Raw genomic sequence first — 18,331 nt, 5'->3', positions numbered from 1 at the left:
CTTGCATAACTTACTATTTTACATTGCAGCATGGGCTGACATGATTACTTAGCACGCTAATGACTTCCCCCCGCGCCGTGCTCGAATCCTCCTATGCCCGCACCCTCCTGCCGCTCGCGCGCAGCTGGCGGCAGGCGGCCGACCACGCGCTCCGCGACATGGGGGTGTCGGCATCGACCGGCTGGGCACTCGTTCAGGTCGGGCGGCTGGGCGACGATGTGCGGCAGATCGATCTCGCCTGTGAACTCGACGTGACACAGGCATCGCTGGTGCGCTCGATCGACCAGATGACCGCCGCCGGGCTTGTCGAGCGCCACCGCGATCCCGCCGATGCGCGGGTCAGCCGGATCCGCCTGACGCCGCACGGGCGAACGCTCGTCGCCACGATCGAGGCGAAGTTCGCGACGCTACGCCATGCGATGCTCGAGGGTGTGCCGGACGACGATCTGGCCACCGCGCTACGCGTTGCGGAACGGCTCGGCGCGCGGTTTGTGGCAGATCGTGGACGATGACGCTGTCCCGGTTCGGGGGGAAGGAGGCGCTCTTCTCGGTCAAATGCTTCGTCGCCGCGATCCTCGCTTATTACATCGCGCTGCGGATCGGTCTGACGCGGCCCTATTGGGCGGTGACGACGTCCTATATCGTCGCGCAGCCGCTGGCCGGCGCGGTGTTGTCCAAGGCGGTGTTCCGGGTCGCGGGCACCGTGCTCGGCGCGATTGCCGCGGTCGTGCTCGTGCCGAACCTCGTCAACGCGCCCGAACTCCTGTCACTCGGCCTCGCGCTGTGGCTCGGGCTGTGCCTCTACATCTCGCTGCTCGACCGGACGCCGCGGGCCTATGTGTTCCTGCTCGCGGGCTATACCGCCAGCATCATAGGGTTTCCGTCGGTTGCGGCGCCGGGCGCGGTCTTCACCATCGCTGCGCTGCGGGTGCAGGAGATCACGATCGGTATCCTGTGTGGCAGTCTGATCCACGGCCTCGTCTTCCCGCAGACCGTCACCGCCGTGCTGCTCGGTCGGATCGACGCGATCCTCGCCGACGCGGAACGCTGGTCGCGCGATTCGCTTGCGGGGGAAAGCGATGCCGCGCTCGACCGCGACCGGCGGCGGCTGGCGCTCGATATCAACGAGTTGCACCAGCTTTCCATTCACTTGCCATTCGACACCGCCCGGCTGCTCCCGCGCGTCCGGACGCTTCGCGCACTCCAGGCGGAGCTGTCGATGCTGTTGCCGCTGGCGAGCGCGATCGACGACCGGTTCGTCGAACTCAAGCGGGGCGCCGACAGGCCGCGCCCCGAGGCGCTCGCGCTGATCGAGGACGTTCGCGAACGGCTGCGCGATCCCTCTTCGGCATCGGAGCGCGGCGCGCACGCCGATGAGCTGATTGCCCGGGCCCGCGCGCTCGAACCCGCGCCCGGCAGCGCGCTGATCTGGCGTGACGCGTTGCGGCTGAGCCTGGTGGCGCGGCTCGGGGAACTGGTCGACGCGCATCGCAACGTACGCGACCTGCGCGATCAGATGCGATCGCCGTCGCGCGCGCCCGTCACCCCCGCCGTCGCGCGGCTGCTGGCACGCTCCGCCCGGCGACCGCTCCACCGGGATCGCGGCATCGCGTTGCGTGCAGCCGCCGGCACGGTGATGACGATCCTGCTGGGCTGCGCCTTCTGGATCGGGACAGCATGGCCCGACGGTGCGGGCGCGGTGCTGATTGCGGGGGTGTGCTGCGCCTTGTTCGGCAACAGCGACAACCCGGCACCGGCGATCAAGGCGTTCTTCTATGGCACGATCCTCGGCCTGGTCGTGTCGGCCGTCTATGCGTTTGCGATCCTGCCGCGCGTGACCGACTTCGTGACGCTCGCCGCGGTGCTCGCGCCGCCGATGCTGATCGGAGGAATGTTCCTCGCGCGGCCGGCAACCTTGCTCGTCACGCTCGGCGCGTTGCTTGGCGGACTTAACACGGTCGGGCTGAACGACCGGTTCGGCGGCGGCTTGGATCAGTTTATGAACGGCGCGATCGCGCAATTGATCGGGACGTTGTTCGCGGTCGTCACGGTCGGCCTGTTTCAGACGATCGGCGCGCAGACCAGCGCGCGGCGGTTGCTCCGCGCCGGCTGGCGCGAACTGGCGACGCGCGCGGATTCGACCGGCCGGCCCGATACGGCGGGCTGGATCGCGCGGATGCTCGACCGGATTGGCCTGCTCGCACCGCGGCTGGCGCTGCAGGGCGAGGATCCCGGCAAGCCGCTGCTCGATGCGCTGACCGACCTGCGCGTCGGTGTGGCGGTCGGCGAACTCCGCCAGCTCCGCATCGACGGTCCGGTCGACGAGGCGGCGATGATCACGCCGGTGCTGCGTGGGGTCGGCTCGCATTACCGCGCGCTGCGCCCCAACCAGCCCGCGCCCCCCGAACAAGATCTGCTCGCGGGGATCGACCGGGCGCTGGCCGGCTTCGCATCGAGCATGCCCGACCGCCACCGCACGAGCGTGCTCGCGCTCACCTCGTTGCGCCGCAACCTCTTTCCCTCGGCCCCCGCCTATGCGGGCTTACCGGAGATGCCCGCATGACCGGCGAGATCTCGATCGGCGGTGTCTATCTGCCGACCCTTCTCCTGCTTGCCGGCGCCGCGGTCGTGCTCACCGGCGTCGCCACCCGCCTGCTCGCCTTTGCCGGGGTGTACCGCGCGGTGACCTATCGTCCGCTGGTCGACCTGGCGCTGTTCATCCTCATCCTCGGGCTACTTGCCCTGCTCACCGGACCCTCCGCATGACCTCGCCCCGTCTCAAGTCCCTGCTGGCCCCGCTCGGCCGTTCCGCCGCCACTCTGGTCATCGTCGCCCTCGCGGTGGTCGTCGCGCTGTGGCTGTGGAAGCGCTATGAGAGCGATCCGTGGACGCGCGACGGGCATATCCGGGCCGACATCGTTCGCGTCACCCCCGATGTCGCGGGTCTCGTCACGCGCGTCGCCGTGCGGGACAACCAGAGGGTCAAGCCCGGCGACGTGCTGTTCGTGGTCGATCGTCCGCGCTTCGAACTGACGCTTGCGCAATCTGACGCCTCGATCGCGAGCGCGCGCGCGACGCTGCTGCAGGCGCGGCGCGAGGCACAGCGCGACCTCGCACTGGGCGACCTGGTCGCCAAGGAAACGCACGAACAGAATGTCGCGCGCGTCGCCACTGCCTCGGCGACGCTCGCGCAGGCCCGGAGCGCGCGATCGACCGCGGCGCTGAATCTCGCGCGGACGACGGTGCGGGCGACCGTGCACGGCATCGTCACAAATCTCGACCTGCACCCCGGCGATTATATTGCCGCGGGCGCGCAGGCGATGGCGCTGATCGACACGGACTCGCTTCGGGTCGAGGGGTATTTCGAGGAAACCAAGCTCGGCAGCATCCATCTCGGCGACCCGGTGACCGTGCATCTGATGGGCGAAGCGCAGGCGTTGCACGGTCGAGTCGACAGCATCGCCGCGGGCATCAACGACAGCGAACGGACGAACACGACCAACCTGCTGCCCAATGTGAACCCGACGTTCAACTGGGTCCGCCTCGCACAGCGCATCCCCGTGCGTGTGAAGCTCGTGCAGGTGCCGAAGGGTGTCCCGCTTATCGTCGGGCGGACGGCGACGGTGACGGTGGAGCCCAAACTTCAGTCGGGAGCGCCGGCGTGATGCGCACGCGTCTCTCGCAGATCGCCCCTTCTCCTGGACGGGGCGGGATCGCCGCCTCCCCCACCCGCCGGGGTCTTGCCGCGAGTATCCTCGCGCTCGGCCTCGCCGCCTGCACCACCGCCGGCCCGGACTATGTACGTCCCGATCGCGCCGTCGCCGCGATGCCCGCCGCGCAGGGCGCGTTCGACAGCGGTCACGAGGCCGCGTTCGTCGATGCCCCCCTCCCCGATCACTGGTGGCAACTCTATGGCGATCCCCGCCTCGACGCGTTCGTCGCCGAGGCGCTGGCGGCGAACACCGATCTGCGCGCTGCCGATGCCAATCTCCGCCGTGCCGACGCGGTCGTTGCTGAGGTTGCCGCCGGGCGGACGCTGTCGACCACGATCGGCGGCGGTACGTCGATCGACCGGCCCTATGTGAGCCGCGGCAACCTGCCCGGAACGCTTGACGCCAATCTCGGCATCACCCTCGCCTATCCGCTCGACCTGTCGGGGCGCATCCGGCGCGCGATCGAAGCCGCGCAGGGCGATGCGCAGGCGGTCGCCGCCGCGCGCGACGACGTCCGCGTGACCGTCGCTGCCGAAACCGCGCGCAGCTATGCCGCGGTGTGCACGGCGAACATGGTGCTCGCCGCCAACAGCCGGGTACTTGCCCTCCAGCGCCAGACGCTCGACGTCACGCGCCGCCTGCAACGTGGTGGGCGCGGCACGGCGTTCGACGTCACGCGGGCAAGGACCGCGGTCGACCAGAGCGAGGCGTTGATCCCGTCGCAGGTCGCGACGCGCACCGCCGCGCTCTACCGGCTGGCGACGCTGATGGGTCGGGCACCCGCCGCCTATCCCGCCGAGGTCGCGACCTGCGCGAAGCCCCCCGCGCTGACCCGGCCGCTGCCGATCGGCGACGGCGCCGCACTGATCCGCCGCCGGCCCGATATTCGTCAGGCCGAACGCGCACTGGCCGCGGCGACCGCGCGGATCGGCATCGCCACCGCCGACCTGTATCCGCAGGTCAGCCTGGGGGGATCCGCCGGGTTCACCGGTCCGATCTCGACGCTGGGATCCACCAGCGCGTTTCACCTGGGGCTCGGCCCGCTCATCAGCTGGAGCTTTCCGAACCGCCCGGTCGTCCGCGCACGAATCGCGCAGGCCGGCGCTTCGGCGGATCAGGCACTGGCGCAGTTCGATTCGACGATGCTGGAGGCGTTGCGCGAAACCGAGACCGCGCTGTCGGCCTATGCGCGCGAAGGCGACCGCAACGCCGCACTGTCGCGGGCGCAGGCGAGCGCTGCGACCGCCGCCGGCCAGGCGGGCACGCTCTATCGCTTTGGCCGAACCGATTTCCTGTCGCTGCTGACCGCGCAGGCGGCGCTGACCACGGCCCAGGCCAACCTCGCCGCGTCCGACGCATTGTTGATCGATCGTCAGGTCGATGTCTTCAGGGCGCTGGGCGGCGGGTGGCAGGCATGAGGCTTCGCCGGCGGGGGCTCGCCGCGATCAACAGCGAAGTCCGCGACGGCATCGTCCCGGCCGCCGACACGATCGCCCGGGTCCCGCGCGACGCCGGAGCGCCTGCGCACACGCCGAGCAACTACCGCGTCACCGCGCTGATCATCGCCTGTGCGCTGTTCATGGAGCAGATGGATTCCACCGTGCTCGCGACGGCATTGCCGACCATGGCGCGCGATTTCGGCGTGCCCGCGACGAGCATGGGATCGGCACTCACCTCCTATCTGCTGGCGCTGGCGATCTTCATCCCTGCGAGCGGGCGGCTCGCCGACCGGTTCGGATCGCGCACCGTGTTCCGGGCCGCGATCCTGATCTTCGTCGGCGGTTCGATCCTGTGCGGGCAGGCGACCAGCCTGTCGTTCATGATGGGCGCGCGGTTCCTGCAAGGTCTGGGCGGCGCAATGATGATCCCGATCGGGCGTCTCGTCCTGCTTCGCAGCGTGGCCAAGGAAGACATGGTGCAGGCCATGTCGTGGCTGATCATGCCCGCGCTGATCGGTCCGATCCTGGGGCCGCCGGTCGGGGGCGCGATCGTCACCTATCTGGACTGGCGCTGGATCTTCTACCTCAACATCCCGATCGGCATGCTCGGCGTGGTGCTTGTCACCCGCTATATCGGCGATGTGCGCGAGGATCGCCCGGCACGCTTCGACGTCCCCGGCTTCATCCTGTCGGGCGTGTCGCTCGGGTGCCTGTTGTTCGGGTTCGAGATGACCAGCCGCACGGGCGAACTGACGCAGGCCGTCGGGCTCATCGCGATCGGCCTGGTCGCGGGCGTGGGCTATATCCGCCATGCCAGACGCCGCAGCGATCCGATCCTCGACCTGTCGCTGATGCGGATCCCGACCTTCCGCCTGTCGGTGATCGGCGGATCGCTGACGCGGATCACGCAAGGCGCGCAACCGTTCCTGTTGCCGATGATGCTCCAGCTCGGCTTCGGCATGACCGCGGCGGCGAGCGGCGCCATCACGATCGCCGGGGCGATCGGTTCGCTGATGATGAAGAGCCTCGCCCCCCGCGTGCTGCGACGGTTCGGATTCCGCAATAGCCTGATCGTCGGCGGCCTGTGTTCGAGCGGCGGCTATGCGGTGTGCGGGCTGTTCCGCCCCGACTGGCCCATCCCCGTCATCTTTGGCGTCCTGATGCTCTCCGGCTTCTTCATGTCGTTCCAGTTCTCCGCCTACAACACGATCGCCTATGACGAGATTCCCTCGTCACGGATGAGCAGCGCGACGAGCTTCTACGCTACGTTCCAGCAGCTCATGCTCTCGCTCGGCATCTGCGTCGGCGCGGCCGCGTTGCATGTCGGCATGCTCGGATCGGGCACGACACGCCCGGTGCTCGCCGATTTCACCCTCGCCTTCCTGGTCGTGACGGCGGTGTCGGCGGCCGCGACGATCTGGAACCGCCGCTTTGCCGTCGATGCCGGATCCGATCTCAGCGGTCACCGGCAGACGCCTGCGCGACCCGGGATGGCCGCGGACCAATAGCCTCTCCCGGCACACCGGCGCGACGATCACCCCCGGAGGCGTTCCGCGAGAAAGTCGACGAACACCCGCACGCGGGCCGGCGTGTTGGTGCCGCCGACGAACAGCGCGTGGATATGTTCGACGTCGCCCGGATTATACGCCTCGAAGAGCGGGACGAGACGGCCTGCGGCGATATCGTCGACGACGCTGAACGCACCGACGCGCGCGATCCCGACCCCCGCGGCGGCCAGCTGCCCCAGTGTTTCGCCGTTATTGGCTTCGATATTGCCGGTCACGACGAGCGCCATGTCTACCCCATCGACGCGGAACGGCCAGACGGGTTCGACTCGCCGGAAGTTGAAATTCAGGCAATTGTGCCGGTGCAAGTCCTCGGGCTTGGTCGGGGTACCACGCCGCGCGAGATAGTCGGGTGCCGCGACGATCACCCGCCGGCTCTCGCCGAGCTTCCGGGCGGTCAACAGGCTGTCGACCAGCGGACCGAAGCGGATCGCGACGTCCGCCTGCCCCGCCGCAACGTCGACGATCGTGTCGGTCAACGCGATACCGACGAGGATATGCGGATAGGCCTCGGCAAATGCGCCGAGCAGCGGGACGACGCACAACCGCCCGTGCGACAGCGCGGCACTGATCCGCAGCCGTCCCCGGGGCGCGCCCTGATCGGCGATCTGCTGTTCGGCATCATCGAGGTCGGCGAGGATCCGACGCGCCGTCTGGAGATAGGCCTGCCCCTCGGCCGTCGGGGTCAGCGCACGGGTCGACCGCAGGAGCAGCCGGACGCCGAGCCGGGCCTCGATCCGGTCGATCGCCCGCGCCACCGCGGACGGCGTCAGTCCGAGCACGCGTCCCGCCCCCGAAAAGCTTCCCTCGCGCATGACCACGGCGAAGATCTCGAGCGCACGGGCCCGATCCGCCCCCATTCCCGTCTTTGTGTTCAAGTCAAAGGTCCTTCGTCACATCGCCCCCTAATAACGCCGAGCGCGTTGCCCTATTTATGCCTCGAAATCGAAGCCGGGTTAAGTCGCGATCGGGATCATCGGGGCTGCAGTTCCAGCCACACCTGCCGTCCTATCGTCAACGAGAGGGTTTCGCCTGGCCAAGTCCGTCGACGGTCCGAACCGCCCAAATCATTAGGAACATAGTGATGAAATTGAACCCCGGGCTTCTGGCCCTGTCCGTCGGTGCGTTCGGCATCGGCGTGACCGAATTCGCGCCGATGGGGCTGCTCCCCGTGATCGCCGGCGATCTCGGCGTTTCGATCCCGACAGCGGGCCTGCTCATCAGTGCCTATGCGCTGGGCGTGGTCATCGGCGCGCCGCTGATGACGCTGACGACCGGGCGCGTGCCGCGGCGGACGCTGCTGATCATGCTGGCGGGCATCTTCACGGTCGGTAATCTGCTGGCCGCTGTGTCCACGGGGTACGGCATGCTGATGGCCGCGCGGATCCTGACGTCGTTCAACCACGGCGCGTTCTTCGGGGTCGGGGCGATCGTCGCCGCCAGCCTTGTGCCGCCCGAACGCCGGGCCGGGGCGGTCGCAGCGATGTTCATGGGGCTGACCATTGCCAATGTCGTCGGCGTCCCGCTCGCGACATGGGCAGGCGATCACCTCGGCTGGCGCACATCGTTCTGGGGTATTTCGGTGCTGGGCTTCGCGACGATGGCGGCGCTTCGGCTGACGCTTCCCGCCTTGCCCGCGCCGATCGGTACGGACCCGAGGGCTGAACTGAGCGTCCTCACGCGCGGGCCGGTGCTGGGTGCGCTCGGCCTGACGGTCGTTGGCGCCAGCGCGATGTTCACCGTCTTCACCTATATCACGCCGATCCTGCGCGAGGTGACGCAGGCGTCGCTCGGCTATGTCACCGCGATGCTGGTGACCTACGGCGTCGGCCTGACGGTCGGCAACTGGCTCGGCGGGCGGTTCGCCGATCGCTCGGTCGACCGGACGCTGGTCGTGACGCTTGCGCTGCTGACCGCGATCCTGGTCGCCTTCGCCGTGCTGATGCCGTTCAAGGTGCCGACCGCGATCCTCATCTTCCTGTGGGGTGTCGCCAGCTTCGCGCTCGTCCCCCCGCTTCAGGTCCGCGTCATGCACGCCGCCGCCGACGCGCCGAACCTCGCCTCGGCGATGAACATCGGTGCGTTCAACCTGGGCAACGCGATCGGCGCAGCGCTTGGCGGCGGCGTCATCGCGGCAGGCCTCGGCTATCCGATGGTCGCGCTTGCGGGTGCCGGGGCGTCGGCGCTGGGACTGGTCGCGGTCGTGGTCAGCGTCCGCCGCCGCGCGACAGCCCCCGCGCCGTCGACTATTTCCCCCGGCTGTCGAGCGTCTGCGCCGGCAGATGCACGGTGACCGTCTGCGCGATGCTCACCGCGGAGTCGGCCAGCATGACCTGATAGTCGCCCTCCGCGATCTTCCACGTCGCGGTTGCCGTATCGAAGGTCGCGAGCAGGCGCGGGTCGATCATCGTCGCCACCGACTGGCTCGCCCCCGGTGCCAGATCGACCTTCTTGAACGCGCCGAGCCGTTTGGGCGCTTCCCAGCCCGGCGCCGCGACATAGACCTGAGCGACGGTCTTGCCTGCGACAGACCCGGTGTTGCGGACCGCGAACGTCGCGGCGATGCCCTTGCCCTTTGCGTCGGCCTTCAGACCGCCGAGTGCGAACCGGGTATAGGACAGGCCGTAGCCGAACGGGAACAGCGGCTTGCGGCCGGTCTTGTCGAACCACTTATAGCCGATGGCGGCGCCTTCGATGTCGTAATTGCCCATCGGATGTGCGTCGCGGTCGAGCTTCGGGTCGCCTTCCAGAACCGGGCGCGGCAGTTGCGACAGCGACGCGGGGAAGGTCGCGGGAAGGCGACCCGACGGATTGACCTCGCCGGTCAGAATGCGCGCGATCGCCTCGCCGCCCGCCGTGCCCGGATACCAGGCCTCGATCACCGCGCCGACCTTCGACAGCCACGGCATCACGACCGGCCCGCCCGTCTCGAGCACCACGACGGTCTTGCGGTTGGCGCGGGCGACCGCGTCGATCAGCGCATTCTGCGCATCGTGCAACGCCAGGTCGGGGACGTCGATCGACTCGCCCGTCCACTGTTCGCCAAAGACGATCACGATATCGGCCTTGCGCGCCGCAGCCGCAGCCGCGCGCGGATCCTTGCCGTCGAGATAGGTGACGCGAGCACCGGTTCTGGCCTGCAGCGCAGTCATGGGCGACGATGCGTGATAGGTCTTGGGGCCGGGAAAGCCCTTGTTGAACTCGTCCGGCACGATCAGGCCGCTGGTCGGCGCGTTGTGAGAATAGACCTGCGACGATCCGCCGCCCGACAACACGCCGACATCGGCATGCGCACCGATGAGCAGGATCGACTTCGCCGTTTTCGCCAGGGGCAGCAGATTGGCGTCGTTCTTCAGCAGGACGATGCCCTCCTCGGCATCGCTGCGCGTGACCGCCGCGTGCGCTGCATAGTCGATCGTCGTCGCGCGATCGCCGCGGACCGGCGTATCGAATGCGCCCACCGAGAACATCCCCCACAGCACGCGCCGGGCCATGTCGTCCGCGCGCGCCGTGCTGACATGGCCGTTATTGACCGCCTCGCGCAGCGCTTCGGAGAAATAGGGCGACCGATCGAACGCCCAGCCCGACTGCTGGTCGAGCCCGGCATTGGCGGCTTCCGTCGTCGAATGGGCAGCCCCCCAGTCCGACATCACATAGCCCTTGAACCCCCAGTCCTTCTTCAGGACCGTGTTCAGCAGCCAGTCGTTCTCGCACGCATAATGACCGTTGACGCGATTGTACGAGCACATCACCGAACCCGGCTGACCGATCTCGTTGGCGATCTGGAACGCCAGCAGATCCGACTGGCGCGCCGCTTGCTCACCGATGCGGTGATCGATCGTGAAGCGGTTGGTTTCCTGCCCGTTGAACGCGTAATGCTTCATCGTCGAGACGACATGCTCGGACTGGATTCCCTTGATCGCATGCCCCGTCATGACGCCCGCGAGCAGCGGATCCTCGCCGCCATATTCGAAATTCCGGCCGTTACGGGGTTCGCGCAGCAGGTTCATGCCGCCCGCCAGTTGCACGTTGAAGCCCGACAGGAACGCCTCGTTGCCGATCATCGCGCCACCGGCTTCGGCGAGCGCCGGGTTCCACGTCGCCGCGGTCAATATTCCCGATGGCAACGACGTCCGCAGCCGCGGGGTTGCGCTGCGCTGGCTGGCGACACCGACCCCCGCATCGGTCTGCCACTGGCTCGGGATACCCAGCCGCGCGATGCCCGGAACGATCCCCGCGGATCCCGGCAAGCCGTCCTTCGGAAATTCCCAGTTCTTGGTCGGCGTCTTGAGCCAGGCGGCATCGGTCGAAAAATAGCCGAAGGTCAGCTGCAGCTTCTCGTCGAGCGTCATCTCCTTGAGGATGAGATCGGCGCGGACGGACGGATCGAGACTCGTATCCATCCACGGCCGCGCGACCGGCGCATCGGTCTTCGCCGCCGCCGCCGCGGGCGCGTTGTTCGTCGTTTGCGCCAGCGCGGGCGAAACCCCGATTACACCGACTAGCACCGCGCTGCGCAGCAAGACGTTCAGGAGCGATCGGGTACCGCGCGTCATCATCACATTTCTCTCTCTACATGCCGTCTCTGGACGGCCGGCGCATGCCGTCCCTCCTGGTCTCGTTTCGCCCGATCTAGCCCGGCATTCGTTGCGGCGTCCAGATGTCCGCCGCGACTGTTCAGGCCCGAAGGGATTTCGCGTCCGTGCCCCCTCGCGCGGCCATCAACGCGGGCGCTGCACCGTGATCGCCTTGCCCGCATAGGTCACCGTCGCATCGGCGGTATCGGCGTCGGTCACCGGCTTGCCGGGCGTGATCCAGCGCACGTTGATCGTGCGGGATGTCGCCATGCCCTTGAAGCCCTTGCCCTCGCGCGCACCGAGCGACAGCGTGCCCGCTGCATCGTCATACCGCATCGGAATGCGCGCAAACGCACCGCCGCGATATTGCTCGCTGCGACCGTCATCCTCGTACAGGCTGAACTGTCCGCTGGCGCCGGTATAGACGGTCACCGTCACGGGTGCGTCGGGCAGGTCATCGACATGCTGGCGGACAGGCCCCATCGGCACGATCGCCCCCGCCTTCACGAACAGCGGCATGCGCGTATAGAGCGCGGGCGCTGTGATCGTCTGGCCGCCGCGATACGTCTGGCCGGACTGGAAATCATACCAGAGCGTTGCTGCACCCGGCAGATACACCGACCGCGAGCGTGCCTTGTAGTCGGTGACCGGCGCGACCAGGAACGCATGGCCGAACATATACTGGTCGTTGATCCGGCGCGCCTTCACGTCGTCGGGATAATCCATCACCATGCCCCGCATGATGCTGCCGTCCTTGAACCACGTCTCCGCAGCGAGCGTGTAGATATACGGCATCAGACGATAGCGAAGCTGATCATACCAGAGCATCGAGGCGCGCATCGGCGTGCCCTCGGGCGCGATCTCGTAAATCTCGCGGTACGGGCTCTCACCATGGCTGCGGAACAACGGGCTGAACGCGCCGAACTGGAACCAGCGCAGGTTGAGCTCGCGCCATTCGTCGAGATCGGCAGGCTTGGGCGTCTTGCTCGCATAGCGATCCTCGAGCGCGAAGCCGCCGATATCGTGCGTCCAGTTGGGTATGCCCGACATCGACGCATTGACGCCGGCGGACACCTGCGCGCGCAGGTCATACCAGCGGCTGGCGACATCACCCGACCAGATCGCGGCCCCCTCGCGCTGCAGTCCGCCAAAGCCCGAACGGGTCAGGATGAACGGCCGGACATCGGGCTTGTACTGGCGCCAGCCGTCATAAACCGCGCCGACATGAACCAGCGGGAAGCTGTTGAAGTATTCCTCCGCCGGCCCGCGCGCGGTCGGCCCCATCGCCGCGATCCGCTCGGGGATCGACAGGTTCGAATGGATGTCCGGCTCCGACGCATCGAGCCACCAGGCATCGATGCCGAACTTGGCGAGGCTGTCGCGCATCTGCCGCCAGAAGATCGTCCGCGCCTCGGGCGCATAGGGATCATAGTCGGTATTGGCATAGCCGGGCCCGACCCAGTCCTTGTTCGCCATCTTCAGATTGCCGTCATAGGTGAAACCCTTGGCCGCCAGCTCCTTGTAATTGTCGGTGGTCGGGTAGAATTTCGGCCAGACGGAGATCATAAAGTTCGCGTTCAGATCGTGGAGCTGGTCGACCATCTTCTGCGGCTCCGGAAAGCGCGTCTTGTCGAACTGGTGGCTGCCCCAGGCATTTTCGGGCCAGTAGAACCAGTCCTGGACGATGTTGTCGAGCGGGATGCGGAGGTCGCGATACTTGCGGACCACGTCGACGACCTCGTCCTGCGTATTGTAGCGCTGGCGCGACTGCCAGAAACCATAGGCCCATTTGGGCATCATGACGGCCTTGCCGGTCAGCTTGCGATAGCCCGCAATCACGTCGTCCATATCGCTGCCGGGCACGTACCAATAATTGACCGACCGCGCGACGTCGCTGGTGAACCAGGCCGAGTGGCGATCGGCCTGGGGCAGCGGATCATTATGGAGCAGCGCGATGTATCCCGCGTTCGGATCCCATTCGATGCGGATCTCGGCCGCCTTGCCTTTGGTCATCGGCAGGTCGAAATTGGCGTACCAGGGATTCCAGTTCTGCCGCCAGCGGTTGAGCACCTCGCGCCCGTCGACGAACACCTTGAAATAGCTCGAGCCATAGAGCTGAAATTTATGATCGCCCGTCTGGTCGGGCGTCACGCGGCCGGTCCATACGACCCGCTGCGTCTGGGCCGCGTTGCCGGCCGTGTTCTGGCCGCCGGTTGCCGCCACCGTGCGGGCTTTGGCCGCCTCGGGCCAGTTCGCCTGATCCTTGATATACTGATAGTTGATCGTGGCTTCCTGGCGCGTGACCGCCAGCTTGCCGTCGAGATAATAGTTGGCGGTGAAGCCCGGCTTGCCGTTGCTCGTCACGCGCAGGCCCGTGTCGGTTCCCGCGCCGACCAGATCATAAGGCTTCGGATTGCCGAACCGAGTGATCCCGTCATTGTCCCAAAGGATGCCGTACTTGCCGGTCGAAACCAGGAAGGGCACGGCGATGTCCATGTTGTGCTGCGCGAGTTCGACGTCCTCGCCGTTATAATCCATCTGCGCGTTCTGATGCTGGCCGAGCCCGTAAAAGGCCTCGCTGGTACCGCGGTTGAACTGCTGCGACGCCGTGACATATTGCCGCCCGTCAACCGTCTTCGGCAGGAAGCGGCGCGTATTGGCCTCGTCGAGCACCGTCTTGCCGGTGGCGTCGAGGAACCGGACATGCCCGGTCGCAAGGTCGACGTCCGCCGTATCCCGCGTCGTCTTGATGAGGACATGCCCTTCCCGCTCCGTCACCGTATACGCGCCCGCCTTTGGGGGGCTCGGCACCATCAGGCTCGTGGTGCGGGTCACGCCGATCGAACTCGTCGGGGCGGCGACGACGTGGATGATCCCGTCGCCGTGAACCGTGACCTCTACGCGCGCGGTCGCGCCGCCTGCGGGGGTCACGGCAATGCCGCCGTCGATCTTCTCGTATCCGCCGGGTGCAGCGGCGTGCGCGGAGGCGATCGCGCTGCTCGCCAGCAACAGGGTCAGGAATGGCTTGGTCATCTTACTCTCCAACAGTGCCGACGCAGCCCGCGGCGCGTCGATCGGTAACGTTTCAGCGATATGCGCCCATCGTGACGCGAAGCAGCACGGGCTCGATCAGGTTGATTCCGTAATCAGTCTGGTCGCCGTTCCAGATCCGGTCGCGCACCCAGACACCGTCCCGAAAATGCCCCTCCTCGACGCGCAGAACGAGGCCGTTTGCAGGGCCGCCCGATCGCGCGCCGAAGTTGAGCCGGATATGATCGCCGGCGACCAAGAAGACATTGGCGGACACGTGCGCGATCGCCGCGCCGCCAACGGGCTCGTTGCCCCATGGCGCGGGCTCGGTCTTGATCCAGGTCCAGTCCTTCTGACCGAACTGCCATTCGCCCCAGGTCGCAGCGATCGTCCAGTCGCCCATCACGGTCGACCGGGGCGTATTGTCGTCGGGTTTGAAAACGCCCCAGGTCGGACGCTCGAACGCGATCTTCGCCCACTCACGCGCCATGCCGGCGAACAGGGCATAGGGCTTGGCGATCGCGTCGAGCGTCGCCTCGTCCAGAGACCGGGCGCCGAGCGGATAGTTGACGTAGCCGGTATCATCCATCCCGAACGGCGCGTAGCCGATCGCGCCACGACCCAGCGCCCCGTAGAAATAGCGCGCGAATTCGCGGGCATTGCCGATTTCGGGAACCATCAGTGCATTGTCGGGCCGCGCATATTTATCGAGATATTGCGCGACGTTCTCGCTCGCACGGTCATAGATGTCTGGCGCGGCGAAATCGATCGACGGCGCTGCGGCCTTCCAGATGTCGAGCACGTCCTGCTGCGGCCCGCCACTGGCGACGCCGGTCGGATCGGGCACGTTGGATGGTCCGGCCAGCGATGCGTTGACGTACATCGGGATCGGCTTGACCGCCTTGCCCGCGGCAGCGATCTCGTCGACATATCGTGCCGTATGCCAGGTGTTGAACGCGCGGTCGGCCTGCGCGCCGAACAGCGCGGTCCAGCTTCCGGCGGGCTTGCCGAGCTTGCGCGTCAGCGCCGCGGGCACGGGCTTCGCGAACAGCACGTTCGCCGCCGGGCTATAGTCGCGCGGGACGCGGTAGCTGCCGACCTCGTTTTCGGGCTGGACGAGGATGACCGTATTCTGCGGATCATGCTCCTTGAGATAGCTGATCAGGCGTACAAAGGCGCGCTTGTCGGCCTCGAGCGTCGACCGGGCGAGCGGCGTATGGACGGAATGATCCTGCCCCGTCTTGTCTTTCATCCGGGGAAAGCGGCGATTGTCGAGCTTGACCCAGTCGGGCGTGTAGCCCGGCGCGGTATTCTTCCACGTTCCGAACCAGAGCAGGACGACCCGCTTGTCATGCGTGCGCGCCTCATCGAGCAGCGTCTGGACGAACGAGAAATCGAACTGCCCCTCGATCGGTTCGATCTGTTGCCAGGCAACGGGAATCTCGACGGTGTTCGCATGGATCCGCTCGAGCATCGGCCAGACCTTCGGCAGCGCGGAGGCGTAGTTGCTCGAGTTATTGACCTGCGCGCCGAGCATCAGGAAGGGCGCGCCGTCGACAATGAGAGCATGACGTCCGGCCTTCGTCTCGACGTGCGGCACCGGCGTCGCCTGTTGCGCATGTGCGGCGGTCACCAGCGCGGACATCGTCCAAGCAAGCAGCAGAGCCTGTCGTTTCATCGTCATCCCCTCAGCTCTTCTTGTTCCGGGCGACCGGATCGCCATAGACGACGCCGCGGCCGTCGGTGCCGATATAGACGCGGCCAAAGATCCGCGGATCGCCGCTGATCACGCGAAAGCGCAGTCCCCATTGATGCCGGTCGTCGTTGATCCGATGCCACGTCGTCGCCCCATCAATCGATCGCCACACCGCATCCTGTCCGGCCTGCTGGCCGATCGCGTAAAGTGCCGGCCAGCGGGCGCCGGCTGCCGCCTTGCCCAGACCGAATTGCGCGACGCGCAACCCTGCCCCGACCCGCGCCCAATGCACGCCGCCATCGACCGAGCGATACAGGTCGCCGCCAAGGTTGAGCCACAGCAGGCCCGCCGTGCCCGGCGTCGCTAGCAGCGGACTCTGCGCCTCCCGGTTGCGGCCCTGCGCGCTCGAAAGGTCAGCGGGGAGGCCCTGTGCAGCGACGGGCGTGAAATGCGCGCCGCCGTCCGTGCTGCGCAACACGCGGTTGTTCAGCGTGTCGACGACGTAGAAGCGGGATGGGTCGACCTTGTCGGCGACCGGCCGATGCCCCGCCGGAAGACCCTGGATCCGGACCCAGGTCTGCCCGCGATCGCGGGTCAGGACTGGATGTTCGGTCTCGACGATAAACGCCGCACCGTCTGCCGAGACGATGATCGGCGCATCGCCGGTCCGTTCGGACGCGCCCCTGCCGGGCGTGACGAGGGGTCGCCAGCTCCGGGCCCCATCCTGCGACCAGGCCAGGCTCGCGCCCGCGACCTCGCGACTATGGCTGCTGCCACTGCGGACGACCACCGCCGGCGCCAGTCCCGCATAATCGAGCGTGTTGGTGTTGGTCAGATAGGGGTTACGGTGGCTGTTGGGCGGTGAAACCGTCAGATCGTCGTGACGGAATCCCGCAATATCGCCGAACCCCGAGATCAACGGTGCGCCCCCCGTCGGGCTGATCAGCGTGATGATCGCGGTCTGCTCGATACCCCGTGTCCAGGGCTTCCACGGCATGGCACCGGGTCGGTCGAAAGCGCGTGTCTCGTACAGCGTCGCGCCGGTCACATAGGCGGCGTGGCCCGGGTCGAACGGATCGATCGCAAGCCCGGCGATCCAGTGCCCGAAATCCGCCGGGCCATCGAACGCAAGGAACGGGGTCTGCGTCACATCGCGCGTGCTGCGCTGGTAGAGCTGGTCCCAATGCGCACCCGCGTCGCTCGATCGCCAGACGGTGTCGACGGGGCGATAGCGATTGACGGTACTGACGGCGATGACGCGCGGATCCTGCGCCGACACCGCCACGCCCATATAGCCTCCCGCCGGCGCATCCGGGCGCTTGTCGGGGGTCACGTCCGTCCACGCATTGGTCGCGGGATCATATCGCCAGACACCGCCTCGCGTGATCCCGTTCGGCCCGATCGCGTTGGAAAACGTCATCGTCAGGACGCCGTCCGCGCCGAGCACGGCCTTCACCGCGCGCATGCTGTCATCAGGCCCTCCGGACACGGTGCGCCACGACGCACCACCGTCATCGGACCGGAACAGATGCGCGCCGGGGTCCGCCTGGCCGACGAAGATCCGCCCGCGATGCGCGCGATCGAACAGGACGAAACTCAGCCCGCCATGCGTTGCGCGGGGCTGTACCGGTTTGCCGAGCCCCCCAACCGGAAAGCTGTCGACCTTTCGCCAATGCGCACCCGAATCGTCGCTTCGCGACAGGCCGTCATGGCGTGACCCGAACATCAGCGTCGCCGGGCGATGCGGGTCGATCGCAAGCCGTTCGCCAAGGCCGCGGCCATCCTCGTTGCCGCCCATCGCGAACGGTACCGGCGTGATCCGCCACCGCGCGCCACGGTCGTCCGATCGCCAGATCGCCGCTTCGCCCCGCGCCGACATGCCCGCCGCGAGATACACGACATCCGCATCGACCGGATCCGCGGCAATGCTCTCGATCCCCATATAGCTGCTGACGGCATTGCCGTCCTGCAACGGCAGCCAGGCACGCGCGGCCGCGTCCCAGCGATAGGCGCCGCCCATGTCGGTACGCAGATAGGCGAGCCCACGCTCGACGGTGCTGAAGATGATGCCGGGCGCGAAGCCGCCGCCACCGACCCGGACGTTGCGCCACGCATAGGGCGCACGAGCCGGAGAAACCTCGGCGTGCGACGCTGCGGGACGGGGATGCGCCGACAGGGCGAGCAACGCGATCGCGCTCGTCAAGACCACCCTCTTCCCCACCAGTTCCGTCCCCTCTAGCCTCGCAACCGATAAGCTCCGGTCGCGTAGCGTCGCTGTATTGCCTGATCCGATAGCGGTAACAAGGTTTGT

General features: G+C 67.3%; 12 protein-coding genes. 7 read left to right on the top strand and 5 right to left on the bottom strand.

Annotation, left to right across the window (positions count from 1 at the left end; genetic code table 11):
* Window positions 1-59: 59 nt before the first annotated feature.
* From SOM18_RS00170 to SOM18_RS00145, 6 genes are read left to right on the top strand one after another with little or no spacing between them, the layout of a single operon-like run.
* The gene (locus SOM18_RS00170) at window positions 60-512 is read left to right on the top strand and encodes a MarR family winged helix-turn-helix transcriptional regulator (RefSeq protein ID WP_320481131.1); all 453 of its coding nucleotides are present in this window, start codon (window positions 60-62) and stop codon (window positions 510-512) included.
* On the top strand, window positions 509-2,563 hold the full coding sequence (locus SOM18_RS00165; protein WP_320481130.1) for an FUSC family protein: 2,055 nt from the start codon (window positions 509-511) through the stop codon (window positions 2,561-2,563). The genes SOM18_RS00170 and SOM18_RS00165 overlap by 4 nt, the downstream gene beginning before the upstream one ends.
* On the top strand, window positions 2,560-2,766 hold the full coding sequence (locus SOM18_RS00160) for a DUF1656 domain-containing protein (protein WP_031440418.1): 207 nt from the start codon (window positions 2,560-2,562) through the stop codon (window positions 2,764-2,766). Before SOM18_RS00165 ends, SOM18_RS00160 begins: the two co-directional genes overlap by 4 nt.
* Window positions 2,763-3,665, top strand: a complete 903-nt coding sequence (locus SOM18_RS00155; protein ID WP_031440419.1) for an efflux RND transporter periplasmic adaptor subunit — start codon at window positions 2,763-2,765, stop codon at window positions 3,663-3,665. Before SOM18_RS00160 ends, SOM18_RS00155 begins: the two co-directional genes overlap by 4 nt.
* Window positions 3,662-5,131 carry a TolC family protein gene (locus SOM18_RS00150; RefSeq protein ID WP_320481127.1) on the top strand — a complete coding sequence of 490 codons (1,470 nt, stop codon included), beginning with the start codon at window positions 3,662-3,664 and terminating at the stop codon, window positions 5,129-5,131. Before SOM18_RS00155 ends, SOM18_RS00150 begins: the two co-directional genes overlap by 4 nt.
* The gene (locus tag SOM18_RS00145) at window positions 5,128-6,660 is read left to right on the top strand and encodes an MFS transporter (protein WP_200874024.1); all 1,533 of its coding nucleotides are present in this window, start codon (window positions 5,128-5,130) and stop codon (window positions 6,658-6,660) included. Before SOM18_RS00150 ends, SOM18_RS00145 begins: the two co-directional genes overlap by 4 nt.
* Window positions 6,661-6,686: 26 nt before the next feature.
* Here the strand turns inward: SOM18_RS00145 and SOM18_RS00140 are convergent, their stop codons facing one another.
* Window positions 6,687-7,577 carry a LysR family transcriptional regulator gene (locus tag SOM18_RS00140; RefSeq protein ID WP_320481321.1) on the bottom strand — a complete coding sequence of 297 codons (891 nt, stop codon included), beginning with the start codon at window positions 7,575-7,577 and terminating at the stop codon, window positions 6,687-6,689.
* A 224-nt stretch (window positions 7,578-7,801) separates the two neighbouring features.
* Between SOM18_RS00140 and SOM18_RS00135 the strand changes: the two genes are divergently transcribed.
* Window positions 7,802-9,010 carry an MFS transporter gene (locus tag SOM18_RS00135; protein ID WP_042466993.1) on the top strand — a complete coding sequence of 403 codons (1,209 nt, stop codon included), beginning with the start codon at window positions 7,802-7,804 and terminating at the stop codon, window positions 9,008-9,010.
* Here SOM18_RS00135 and SOM18_RS00130 read toward each other — a convergent pair.
* From SOM18_RS00130 to SOM18_RS00115, 4 genes are all read right to left on the bottom strand, one after another.
* On the bottom strand, window positions 8,964-11,273 hold the full coding sequence (locus SOM18_RS00130) for a glycoside hydrolase family 3 C-terminal domain-containing protein (RefSeq protein WP_031440424.1): 2,310 nt from the start codon (window positions 11,271-11,273) through the stop codon (window positions 8,964-8,966). The two genes, SOM18_RS00135 and SOM18_RS00130, sit on opposite strands and share 47 nt — an antisense overlap.
* Window positions 11,274-11,438: 165 nt before the next feature.
* Entirely contained in the window at window positions 11,439-14,327 is a 2,889-nt protein-coding gene (locus SOM18_RS00125) for a TIM-barrel domain-containing protein (RefSeq protein WP_320481126.1), read from the bottom strand.
* A gap of 52 nt (window positions 14,328-14,379) precedes the next feature.
* Window positions 14,380-16,002 (bottom strand): DUF5597 domain-containing protein, encoded by a 1,623-nt coding sequence (locus SOM18_RS00120; RefSeq protein ID WP_414712093.1) that lies wholly within the window; start codon window positions 16,000-16,002, stop codon window positions 14,380-14,382.
* Window positions 16,003-16,012: 10 nt separating this feature from the next.
* Window positions 16,013-18,223 (bottom strand): hypothetical protein, encoded by a 2,211-nt coding sequence (locus SOM18_RS00115; protein WP_320481125.1) that lies wholly within the window; start codon window positions 18,221-18,223, stop codon window positions 16,013-16,015.
* Between the last annotated feature and the right edge of the window lie 108 nt (window positions 18,224-18,331).

Source organism: Sphingomonas sp. CFBP9019 (assembly GCF_034045155.1).
In the GTDB taxonomy this organism is placed as follows: domain Bacteria; phylum Pseudomonadota; class Alphaproteobacteria; order Sphingomonadales; family Sphingomonadaceae; genus Sphingomonas; species Sphingomonas aerolata.
Note: the sequence above shows the minus strand (reverse complement) of the source record. Positions and strands in the feature narration are given on the sequence as shown.

Coding starts and splice junctions, on each gene's coding strand:
- SOM18_RS00170 (WP_320481131.1), top strand. CDS start 60: ATGACTTCCCCCCGCGCCGTGCTCGAATCCTCCTATGCCCGCACCCTC.
- SOM18_RS00135 (WP_042466993.1), top strand. CDS start 7,802: ATGAAATTGAACCCCGGGCTTCTGGCCCTGTCCGTCGGTGCGTTCGGC.
- SOM18_RS00160 (WP_031440418.1), top strand. CDS start 2,560: ATGACCGGCGAGATCTCGATCGGCGGTGTCTATCTGCCGACCCTTCTC.
- SOM18_RS00125 (WP_320481126.1), bottom strand. CDS start 14,327: ATGACCAAGCCATTCCTGACCCTGTTGCTGGCGAGCAGCGCGATCGCC.
- SOM18_RS00155 (WP_031440419.1), top strand. CDS start 2,763: ATGACCTCGCCCCGTCTCAAGTCCCTGCTGGCCCCGCTCGGCCGTTCC.
- SOM18_RS00130 (WP_031440424.1), bottom strand. CDS start 11,273: ATGACGCGCGGTACCCGATCGCTCCTGAACGTCTTGCTGCGCAGCGCG.
- SOM18_RS00145 (WP_200874024.1), top strand. CDS start 5,128: ATGAGGCTTCGCCGGCGGGGGCTCGCCGCGATCAACAGCGAAGTCCGC.
- SOM18_RS00140 (WP_320481321.1), bottom strand. CDS start 7,577: ATGGGGGCGGATCGGGCCCGTGCGCTCGAGATCTTCGCCGTGGTCATG.
- SOM18_RS00165 (WP_320481130.1), top strand. CDS start 509: ATGACGCTGTCCCGGTTCGGGGGGAAGGAGGCGCTCTTCTCGGTCAAA.
- SOM18_RS00120 (WP_414712093.1), bottom strand. CDS start 16,002: ATGAAACGACAGGCTCTGCTGCTTGCTTGGACGATGTCCGCGCTGGTG.